Here is a 12,414-nt window from a genome sequence, read left to right on the forward strand (position 1 = left end):
GTGCGGCACGACATCAAGTTCCATCCGCTGGGGCAGATGGTGGCTTACGAGGCGGAGGAGCGGAAGGCGGAGAGCCCGGATTTGATGACGGCGGTGGAATGGAGCGGGAGTGTGGACGCGTTCAACCGGTCGGCGGGATATGTGGAGATTCGGCAGGACCACCACGGGAACGGGACGTTGGGGCCGCGGAGCGTGGAAGCGCGGACGGGGCTGGTGTACAACGGGTTGGCGCAGGTGGAAGCGTACGAGCGGACGCGGCGGAGCAGTGACGCGCCGGACGTGGTGACGACGGTGACGGTGGAGAACGCGACGTACGACACGTTCGGCAATCAAACGGGGTACCGGGAGACGACGCGGACGCGTGGGGGCGGGGAGTCGAACACGCGTGTGGTGGAGCGGAGCGGGGCGGCGTACGACCGGCAGGGGTTGCTGCGGACGTACGTGGAGACGGTGCAGGACACGGCGTCGGCGGAACTGATGACGCGGACGGAGCGGCGGGAGACGACGTACGATTTGATGGGGCGGGAGACGGGGTCTGTGAATCTGCGGCACGAGGCGGGGCGGGCGGAGCGGGTGTTGGAGACGGGCGAGCGGTTGATGGAGACGATGAACAAGTGGACGACGGTGGTGCAGACGGGGCGGACGTTTAACGAGGCGGGATTGACGACGGGGTATGTGGAGGCGACGTTTGACGGGACGACGCTGAATGTGGGCGGGGTGGAGCGGGCGTGGGTGGGGCTGACGGGGTCGGAGCGGGCGCGGGTGATGAACGGCGAGGTCCGCGCCGGGGAAGCGGTAACGGTCACGCGGCGGAGCAACATGGTCTACAACGGCTGGGGATTGGCCGTCGGACAAACGGAAACCCTGCGGGAAGTGTCGACGACGTTGGATCACAACCGATCAACGGTCCGTTCCCAAATCACCCACAACGATTTGCACCAGATGACGGGGTTCCGGGACGAGGTGCGGGACGATTCCGCCCCCGGCGTCATTGAAACCACGACATTATCGGGGGCGCAATACAACGGCAACGGGCGGATGGTTTTCTCGCATGAGGTGAAGCAACAAACGGGTCTTCTGGAAAGCCGGGTGGAGACGGACCGGTGGGTGACGCACGACCGGGAAGGGCGGGCGAAAACAGAGCGAACGGTAGCCCGGTCGGACAGCGGGTTGGTGGTGGAGAAAGAGCGGGTCATTTTGGCTTACAACGGTTTTGGACAATCGAAGGGCGAAACCATTGACACGATTCAGCGCGGGCATTTGGCGGACGGCTCGGTGACTTACGAGATCACATCCCGTACGCAAAAGACGGATCTGACCTACGATGACCGCGGTCGAGCCGTCGGGCATGTGGAACGCGAAGAGTCATCGGACAAGCCGGGGTTGGCATCGACGAAGACGTGGACGGCGAGCGGTTACAACACGAACGACCAGTTGTTGGGATCCGTGGAGGTGAAGAAAGAAGAAAGCGCCGCGGGCGTACACGAAGTCACGACGGTCCGCGCGGGGATCGCCTACGACGTGCGGGGCCGGACGATTTCTTACGGTGACACGATCACGAACAATTTGGACTCGATCACGGAGACGGTGGATTGGCGGGCGGCGGGGTTTAACGGGGCGGGGTTGATCACGGGGATGAACGAGACACGTCGGCGGCTGGGGACGGACGCGACGACGCCGTTGGACGTGACGACGAGCACGGAACGGACGACGATGCTGTACGACAAGGCGGGGAACCTGCTGCACTACCTGCAAAACGTGGTGGGATCGGACAAGCCGGACTTGAAGACCGCGACGGAGTGGGACGGGGCCTATGACGCGCTGGGGCGTATGACGCGGTATTTGGAGAAAGTGCGGAGCACGGACCTGGGGACGGGCGGCCAAGTTCTTTCCACTTATCAAGAAAATGACCGGTGGACCATGACCTACGACCGTTCGAACCGAATGGACGGTTACTCCCAGCGGACGATGGACGTGTGGGGGAAGAACAGTTTTGCGACGTGGGAGGGGGTGTACGGGGACCGTGGGTTGTTGGAATCCTTCGCGGAGAGCTCGACGGACCCGCAAAACAACGTGACGACGCGGGTTCAGGAGAACATCACTTACGACGCGGGGGCGCGGATCAAGACGTTCGACCAAACGACGGCGGAGCCCCTCGGGACGGTGACGACGAACCACCGGCTGGACACGGTCTACAACGTGAACGGCTTGATGTCGGGGGTGGAGGAACGCAACATCGCGGTGGATCCGATCGGGGTTCGGACGGTGACGGATCTTTCCCAATCGCCGATTCTTTACGACGTTCGGGGGCAGGTGCGGGAACGCCGCGATGTGGCGGCCATTTCGATTTATGATCCGGACGGCGGGCTGTTGCGGGCGACGACGCGCGACACTCTTTTCACCGAAGCACTGTACAACGATCTGGGGCAGGCGGTGAGCCACCGGCAGGAAACCCACACCACGAACAAAGACGGGAGCTTGGACCACCGGTCGGTGAGCGAGTTTAGCCGGGGACTTTATAATCGGTTGGGGGTTTTGCGGAGCTACCACCAGGAAGACGCCTCGGAAGGGGCGAGCATCGAGACCCTGGTTTTGCCCAGCAACTGGGATGATCTGGCCCTGGATCCGGAACAGCGGTTGTTGTGGTTGAAAAACTTGACGTTCGTGATCGACGGACAGCAAGTGGCCTTTGACGATTTGGGACTGCAAGTGCCCGACGTGGGTGCGGTTTTGGTGGCCTGGAGCGACTTGCCGGCGGCGGACCGGGTTCGGTTGTTGTCGGAGGGGAAAACGGTCTTGAACGGGGTGGCCTTCGACTTGAACAAGGCGAAGGTGGTTTGGAACCTGGACACGGCGTCCTCGTTCGATCAATCCAAGATGGGTTACAACGAATACGGGACCCTGGCGGGGTACGAGCGGGTGGGGCGGGAAAACGGTGTGGCGTTCACGCAAACCTGGAACGCCTCGGGGTTCGACCGGTACAGCCGGGCGACGGGCTACAGCGAAGTTTTGGCGCGGGACGGGCAGGCGGCTGTGACGACGGTGCGGGAAAACATCGCCTACGACAACCGGTCCCTGGCGACGAGCTACAAGGACACGCTGCGCAACGCGGCGACGCCGGCCCTGGTCACGACGATGGAGGCCCAGGCCGCTTACGATTATTTGAGCCGCCAGGCGTCGACCCTTCAGGTCGTGTCGCAGAACGGAACCTTGACGGACGGAACGCGATTGAACACGATCAACACGCTGATCAGCGACGCGTTCAGTTACGACGGGTTTGATCGAACCACGGGCTACGACGAAGTTCGTTTTTCGGGGCGGCTGGTGGCCCTGGCGGGCGCGCAGAGGACCTGGTCGTCCTTGTCGGCGGTCGAAAAGAGCGCGCTCAAAAGCGGATCCCTCAAGACCACGGACCAAACTTTCACCTACACCCGGACCTCGGGTGTGGCTTACAACGAACGCAATTTGCAGTTGGGCCTGATGAGCGTCGCGAAGACCTTCGGCGTGGCATCGGGACCGGCGCCCGTGGAACCGGGCGCGTCGGCCGAATTGGAAGACGTGTCCACGGTCGTCCAGGCGCGGAAAACCTACAACGAATTGAACCAGGCCACACGGTATTTGGAAGGCACGACTTCCGCGCGGGAAGGGACGGTGGTGCGTCTTTCCACGGTCCACGGTTTGGAGTACAACGGCCTGGGCCAGATGGTGAAATCGTTGACCGATCTGCACAAGATCGGGATCGACCTGGACGTCATGGAACAATTGACGCGGGAAGACATCGTTTACAACGATTTCGGGCAGATGATCGGTTATGTCGACCGCACCGGGAAAAACGGGTTGAACGTTGATGTATATGTGACGGGCATTACTTACGATGAGCAGGGCCGCCTGGCGGGCTCGGATTCGACCACACACCGCCACGGCAGCGAAGTCCGGGTTTTCTATCAACACAACGGCCGGGAACTTTCGCCCTTGGAGCTGGCGGCGTTCCTGCAGGCGCAAACCAACGTGTCGGTGGACGAGCTGTTGGCGCAAGGGGTGTTGACCGCGGTTTACCGGCGTGTGGACGTCAACGACGTGAACGTGGCGACGACGTCGGATTTGCGGTACGACAGTCTGAACCGCCTGATCGGTTCCAAAGAGGTCACATTCAACGCGGACGGGTCGCGGGTGGAGACGACCTTGTCCAACATCAAATACGACAAGACAGGGCGGATGGTGGCGATGACGAGCTCGGTCCACACGGCGGGGACGGGAACGGCCCTGGAATACATTTTGGACGGTGAAGCCTTGACGGCGGAGGCTCTGGACGCGTTGTTGACCGAGAAAGCGACGGCAAGCGGTAAGACCACCGGCCAAGAGTTGTGGAACATGATGCAAGAAGGGCGTCTTGCCACGCGCGAGGTCCCCGCGACGGTGGACAAGACGATCGTCTCCGTGCGCGACGACATGCGTTACGACGATAACGGCCAATTGATTCATTACCGGGACGAGATGGCCGACGTGGCGAACAAGATCCTGAAACAGGTCACGACCACGGATTTGACGTACACGCGGTTGGGGCAACCCAAAACGCAGACTTCCCACACCCGCACCGAAATGACGGACACGGGGTGGAGCGAATCCGACACAGCCATCACCTATAAATACGACCCGCAAAACGGCGCTTTACTTGGCGCCACCGGCGTGGGCACGTCCAGGACGCAATTGGCACCGGTTTGGACCGACGAAGACCAAGACGGGGACACGGACAAATTGGTGTACCTGCCCATCAACACGGGAAGTCAGGTCCAGGTTTACGGCGTTCATTTGGGACAAATTCAGTTGCAAATGCAGAAATCGCGGCAAGTGTCGCCGGATCCGGCGGTGCCCGGCGTTTCCGAATCGGTGTCCACGTCGACCCTGGTCTACTTCTACAACGAAAAGGGGAAGACCATTGGGGCCTTCGGTGTTTTGGAAGTGACGGCCAACGACGGCTACAACAACGTTACAACGAGCCGTGTGTCGCAAATTCATTCGGCCTACATGGGCGAGCTGAAGTTGATGGCCAGTTTGTCGGACAGCCACACCAAAAACGCCGACGGAGGAACCTCGGAGTCCGTTGTCGTGACCCATTACACCTACGGCGCCGATGGGAAAGTGACGGGGGCGCATGGGGTGGGCGGTACCAAGTCCTCAGAGGTCGGCGTGTCGGATCCGGAACACGTGTGGCACGACGGTTGGGTGGACGCCAACGGCAACGGCCGCGTGGACGAAGAAGAGGTCGCCCAGTCTCGCATGGACGGGGTGATCCAACCCGGCGAGCTGGAATGGGTGGACGTCGATCGGGACGGCCGCGAGACCCCGGCCGTGATCAGCCCCACGGGAAGCTCCACGGGCCGCATGGTCCAGATCTACGAAGTGATTAACGGGGAAGCCCGGCTGGTCCTGTCGACCAACCGAACGACCTCGGAGACGATCCGCGGCGAGGTGACCCGGACGATCCAGGTGACGCGCAACGTTTACGATGACGAAGGACGGCTTATCCGTGTGGAAGGATTTTCGGACGCCGAAGGCGAAACCACGGGATGGACGGATTTGTTGGATTCGCTCTTGTTGGAAGGATCTTTGAACATCGATCCTTTTGCGGGATCGGCGGAGCCGGAGACGCCCGCGGCCACGACCGACACCCCGGTGGAGACGGCGGCCCCCGCGGCCACGACCGGCCCGGCGCCCGTGGCGTCGGGGCAGCCGAGTGAAACTTTGGTGAACGGCGATTTGGCGGACGCGGAATACCAGCGTGAAGCCATCCCCAGCGAAGGTGGCGCAATCGCTCTTTTCGATGCGGCGGCACAAGAGTCCTACACCCGCGTTTTGCGCGACGGCCGATACCGGGTGCAAATCGTTGGCGGCGGTTCCCGTTGGAGCACGCGCGCCACAGGACGAATCCATTTGGGCAATTCCCGTTACGTGACGGTGGAATTGACGAGGCCCGCGGTGGGTATGGATTGGCGCGTGGCCGGGAATGTGTCGTTTGAAGTCAGCGGAAACGACCGGAACAGCATGTTTGGAAATGTTTTTGAAACGTTGGGCGGTACCGCCATGGTGGCGATCGAGGGTCTTGAGCGTACCCGGCGCGGCCTGGTGGTCACCTCCTTCCGTGTTGATCCCAAAGGACGGGCCGAAGTGGTGTTTGCCGGCCAACCGGGGGCTTATTCCGATGGGGCCGTTCGCTGGACCGAGGGCGCCCTCCGGGGCGTGGACGGTGCGTCCCGTCGTTCCATCGATGTGCGCATGCCCAACGGCCGTATTCGAACTTACACAGAAGTGTGGTCGAACGGAACCTGGCGGCCTTCGGAAGAGTCTTCTTCGTTTAATCGATTTATCGGTGGTTCGATCCAAATCAACGGCCAGTGGAAACGAATCGCTTCCATGGAAATGTCGGAAAACGGGGTCCGGGTGGCCTTCGCGGCGGCGAGCGCCGCGGTGGGTCCCACCACCCCCGCGGGAGACAGCCTTGCCCGCACCGGGTACCAGGCCATTCCTTTCGGTGGAAGCGATCAACGGTTCGATTTGGACGCGGGAGAGCAATTCGGCGGTTACGTCGCCGGGAACGGCGGCATGGTGGTGAACGAAGATCGGTCCATTTCGCTTCTCTCTGGACACAGCGGTTTGTCTCTGGCGGCGGACACGCAACGCTTTTTCGGCCCTGAGGCCATCGCGTTGGTCGATTTCGGCCGGGTGAATCCCACGCTTCTGGTGGGCGGTCTTTATCGTCTTCCAGAAACGGCGATGTACGACGAAGCGGGAACACGCCGCGTTGGGGGAGGGATCTCCGGGAATCTCGCGTTGTTCGTTCGAACGGGGGCGGGGGGCTCGGATTTCACGCCGGCGACGTTGTTGTCCTCGCACGCCGGGGTGCGCGGGATGTTGAACGCGACGGCGGACAGCCTGGATTTCAGCGGCGTTTTGTCGATCGGCGCGGAAGGCGTCTTGCCCGTCCCTCTGTCGGCCTCTTCCCGAACGGGATTGGCGAACGTCGTCACCGACGCGATGGTGTTGCACCAGGGCGCGGACGGGTATTCCGTGCGCGGTTTGGTGGAGCGTCGCGACGGCGAATATCTGCTGACAGGCGTGGGGGCGCGACTGACCCTCGCCCTGGGTGTTGAAATCGCCGGGTACACGGCGGTTACGGAAGGCACGGTGATCCGGTTCACGGAAGACGGCGTCCGGGTGGAGAACGAGGGCGGTGTTGTTTCCTTGGGCAATGGATTTGAGATTCACGGCGTCAAAGGGGAGAACGGGGAAATCGAAAACCGTCTCTACGTGTCGGCTCAAGTGGCCGGCGGGAAAGCCCAGGAAGTCGTGTTCCGGGGCACGGCGGGGGCGACGCGGGCGTTCCAAACCACGGACGGGCGTTGGTTCATGCTGAACGGGACGAAGCCGGCGTCGGCGAGGGCGTACGGGGAGAACGGGGCGTGGTTTAAAGAGATGGGTGGATCGCTTTCCTTGGCGAAGGCGGGGCAGAAGCTGGTTTTGACGACGGATGTGCGGGCGGCGCAAGGGGCGTTGACGATCGTTTCTTCGGTGGTGGTGGGTTCGGACGGGCGCGGGAAGATCACGCCGAAATCGATCACGGGGGCGGGATTGGCGATGCCGTTGTCGATCGACCGGGCTTACGAGATGGCGAACGGGGGGATGCTGTTGAAGCTGACGGACGGAACGCTGTGGAAGCTGTCGGCAAACCGGGAGTCGGTGACGCGGGTACAGTCCGGGGAGACGGTGGAGACGGTGCACGCGTTGGGGAACGGGGTGGACGCCTACGCCCAGGTGGTGATGCGGTGGACTTTTGACGGTGGAACGAACCAATGGAAACCGGTGGTGACGGGATTGACGGCGAACGGCCGGACGGTGGAGGCGGGATCGGTGCCGGCGGGTGGGATGACGATTGAAGTGCCGGGGGCGAACGGGGAAACGCACAAGGTGACGGTGCGGTCCTCGGACGGGCAGTTGCAGGTCCGGGTCAAGACCGCGAGCCAGGAAAACCACGTCGACCAAAAGTACGTGATTATCTACGGGCAGGCCCGGCTTCAGGAAACCACCTCGGTGAGCCGCACGCGACAGAGCAATGGCGGGGAAACCATTTCCAATTTCACACAAAAATTCACATACGATCGGTTCGGCAATCTGACGGCCTCGGCCGGTCACGGGACCATCGAATCGAAAGAAATGGCTTGGAGCGACACGAGCGTCGTTCCGGACGGCGTGGTGGACGAGATCGTCCCGTCGCAGCGCACGTTCACGGAAGTGGATCAGACCTTCAAAGTGGTCAACAATCAGGCCCGCATGGTGACGGCGGTCAACACCGTGACGTCCCTGGACATTGAGACCGGTCGCCCATTACGGCCCGGAGAGGATCGTTACACGCACGTGGTGTCGGTTGTTAATTACGCCTACGACAACGTGGGCCGCGTGATCGGTGCCTCTGGGTACAGCCGGTCCGTGGCAGACTCTTTTGTTTTGAACCAGTTGGCGGGCGTCGATCGACCTGAAACCGACGGTTTGGTGCGAATGAACGCCGACGGCTCGATCACGCTGACATTCCGTTTGGCCGGCACCAACGGCGCCGACTCCGAGATGGAACTGTCTGTCACTTTGAAGCGCGATCCACAAACCGGGTTGTACAGCGGACGGTTTGAGTCAACCACCAACGGCAATATTGAGATGTCGGGAACAATGTCCGGCCTCGGCATGACAACGGAAAACATCCCCGTTCTTTCGGCCTCGGGGCAACCGCAATACGTGAATGGGAATTTGGTCACGCGGCCGCGCACCGTCTTCAGTCATTCCGGTCAGGTGGCGTTCGACCCCGTTTCGGGTGGCGCCTCTGGCGATGATCAACACGCCCAGAACGCCATCCAGTCCTTGTTGTCCGGGGCGTTTGCCGCCGCGGCGGCTTATTCGCGCGACAGCAACAAATCCATGGCGGATCGGGTGGCGGCGGTGGACGGCGGGGGAGCGGTCAACGCCAACGCTTCAAATATGTTGGGGGATTTCCTTGGAATCAATTTAGCCCGAATTTTGATGGGCGAACGGGATTCCAACGGTCCCATTGTGGAAAAACACATGGCCTATCAAGGTTCCTCGACTGCGTCCGGATCCGTTCGCGGGGGGGAGACGACCACCGCGGCGAGCACACCGCGATTGTTGGTGGAAACCGTCCGTTCCGGCACGGCGGGAACGGCTTTGCGCGAATCCACCTTGTACGGGGCCGACGGGAACAATTGGTCCGCCGCCCGGCAGACTTTGAGAACGATCGACGGGGCGACCAACGTTTTGTTCGAGCAAACATCGATCTTGGACGAGGAAATCTCGACCGAACTGGACGGCCCCGGCGGCGATTGGGAAGCGGTCCGGACGGAAACCTTCACGACGCAGGGCTACGCCGTGGTGGCGGGCCAGGCCGTGGTGGTAAGGGCCGAAAGCTTTTCGGTGACGGACACGGGGGCGACGCGGCGTGAAACGCGCGCCGTGACCACCTACAGCTATGACCCGACGGGTCAGTTGGTGTCTTCCCGATGGACGAGCGAGGAAAGCTCCCTGACCCAGCTTCTGCATGATTCCGACGGAGACGGCCGCACCGATTCGCAAAAACCGCAATTGACGATTCAGTCCGGGACGACTGAATTCCGCGTTTTGTCCGGCATCGCCGTGCCCGTGATCACGATCACCGAATCGGCCACCTACACGGGTTACAAGACCGTGGGCGATGTCCGTGAAATCTTCCAGAAAAAAGTTCAAGAACTCCAGGGCCAAAAACGCAGTTTGGAAGGCGCCCTGAACTATTACCGGTGGGTCACCGACTATTCCCGAAGTTTGGTCGCACAGTACGAGCCACGGGAAGGGTTGGACGCGAATTCCGAAAATCCGGAGGGATTGGTTCCCTTGAATGCCTTCGAAACCTATATGTTGATCTGGGCGCGGAGCAATCTCCGTAACTATTCCGCTGATGTGTTGGCCCGTTATCAATCGCAAATACAAGCGAAGGATGGCGAGATCGCGGTCGCGCAATCGGACTTGACGGCCTTCAATCAGCGGATGGGATCCCGGCTGGCGACCGACGCCTGGACGGTTGGGGACGAACGGACGCTCCTCGCCGCCGGCTTGTCCAAGGCCCAGGCCGTGTTGAATCGAGCCACTTCGGATGTGGATTTCTACAAAGCGGCGGCCGAAAAAGAACTGGTCGATCTTCAGGCCGCCGTGGCCAAGGGCACGATGACGCCGCAGGAAAAACGCGCTATAGAAGCCAGCAGTGCGACCCAGCAAGCGTACCGCAACGCCCGGTCGGCCGTGACGTCGGCCCAAACCGAAGTCCAGCGTTTGACGACGGCTCGCGCGGCTTTCGAAGGCCGGGCGGACAATGATTTGCTCTGGGAAAGCGCCGCCAGCGTTTCCGTGACGAAAACCCAGACGAATTACGTTTATAACTCCCTCGCGCAATTGATCGGGGCCAAGGGCTCCACCCAATCGGTGACCATGACCCAAGTCCTTTCGGAGGGTGTGGCCAAGTACATGCGCACCGTGTCGAGCGCCGATCTTCAATACACGGTGTTTAAGGGACAGGCGGCGGTGTTGAAGAGCGTTTCCCAGTCCGACACCTATCGGGTGGGCGAGTTGTCTTCCCGTTTGTCGAGTTCGGACATCGTGAACTCGGCTTTCATGAGCGGGGTCGTTCAGGGGGTTTCACGCGGTTTGTTCGGCGCTCAACGGGCCCAAGGCGGAAGTGTCAGCAGTTCCCAGACCACCACGACCTACCAATACGACCGGAACGGTCGTCTGATCGGCGCCAAGGGCGAAGGCACATCGAGTTTCAGCGACGCGGGCGGCAGCGGGACTTCCAAAACCAGGCAGTATTTCATCATCGCCCACGGGCAGGCCCAGGTTTCGAAAACGATCACCGACACGGTCAGTTCGTCGGGCGCCGGGCTCACCCACACCCGAAGCGTGATGCGCTTCGAGTACGACCGCCTGGGGCGATTGACCGCGGCGCAGGGGTATTCGCGATCGGTCATCACCAACTCGGTGTACACGAGCGTGGCGTCGGCGGATGGGAAATCCTACACCTCCGTTTTGACCCACACCCGCGGCACCAGCGAGACCGAAAGCCGTTACATCGTCGTTATGGGCCAGGCGGTCGTGAAATCCAGCGTGACGACCACGCGGACCTCGGGCGGCGCCACCAGCAGTTATTCCCGCAGCGTCATGGAATACAGCTACAACGAGAAGGGACAATTGGTGGGGGCGAGTGGGTCGAGCACCTCCAGTTCAAGCACCACCGTGTTGACCAAGGTGGAGGTGAAGGAAGGGGAGGCCGGCTACAACGACAAAGGGGTTTGGGTGGAAGCCAAACCCAAAGACGAAAGCGCGGCGGACAGCGACAACAAAGCGGCCGATAAGGCCGAAGAAGAGAAGCCGAAATGGATATACGCTACCGCGGCGGTGTCGAGCAGCAGCTCAACTTCCAACACCTACGCAATTATTTGGGGTCAAGCCGTGGTGACTTCTTCTGAAACCCACACCGTGTCCCGGTCGGGGGCGAGCGTCACCACCACCAACTCCGGCATGCGCTACACCTACGATGACAACGGGGCCATGCTGCACGCGGAGGAGACCCACAACAGTTCCGTGACGGTCACCCGGATCGCCACCGATCTGAACCAAGACGGGACAATCACCGATGAAGAGTTCGTTGAACAGGTGACGTACACCAACACCCACAACATTTACCGGGTGATCAACAACCAGGCCGTGATCGTGGAATCCAGCGCGACGAGCGTCACGGTGACACCCACCGAAACGCGACGGAGCACTTCCCAAACGGTTTACAACGTGGACAGCCTGGGCCGCGTTACCGGCGCGTCGGGGACCTCGTCCGATGAGACCCGAACGCTGACCGCCGATGGGAAAACAATTGTTCGGACGTCGAACACCACCAACACCTACATCGTGATGATGGGCCAGGCGGTCGTTGCTTCTTCGGTCACCACCAGCAACACGTATTCCCATTACGAAGGAACCAATTATCTGTCGGCGGCCAATGTCAGCACGTCCACAATGACCTCCTACAACCAATACGACGCCAGCGGCATGCTGGTGGGCGCGCGGCAAGAGGGCACCACCTTGTCCTGGACCACCAACGCCGACGGAACGCGATTCCCCAATGAATCGCGGGTGGAAAACACCATGATCATCCTCTTCGGTCAGGCCCAGGTGTTGCGCTCGGTCACCATGAGCCTCTCCCCCAACGCCAGCGGCGACTCGGTTGTCTTGGATGTGACCGTTTACCAATACAACAACCTCGGTCAATTGATCGGGGCCCAGGGGCACGGTTGGTCGATTCAAAAGACCGAGAACGCGGACGGCACGATCACGACT

General features: G+C 61.4%; 1 protein-coding gene (cut by a window edge). It reads left to right on the forward strand.

Going from position 1 to position 12,414, the window contains the following annotated elements; all coding sequences use genetic code 11:
* On the forward strand, positions 1-12,414 hold the 5' end (the start) of the coding sequence (locus tag IPI56_05145) for a hypothetical protein (GenBank protein MBK7545120.1). The gene runs 23,187 nt beyond the window's last position; 12,414 of the gene's 35,601 nt are visible here — the first part of the coding sequence; its start codon is at positions 1-3; its stop codon lies beyond the right edge, outside the window.

Source organism: Elusimicrobiota bacterium (genome assembly GCA_016706425.1).
Classification (GTDB): Bacteria; Elusimicrobiota; Elusimicrobia; order FEN-1173; family FEN-1173; genus JADJJR01.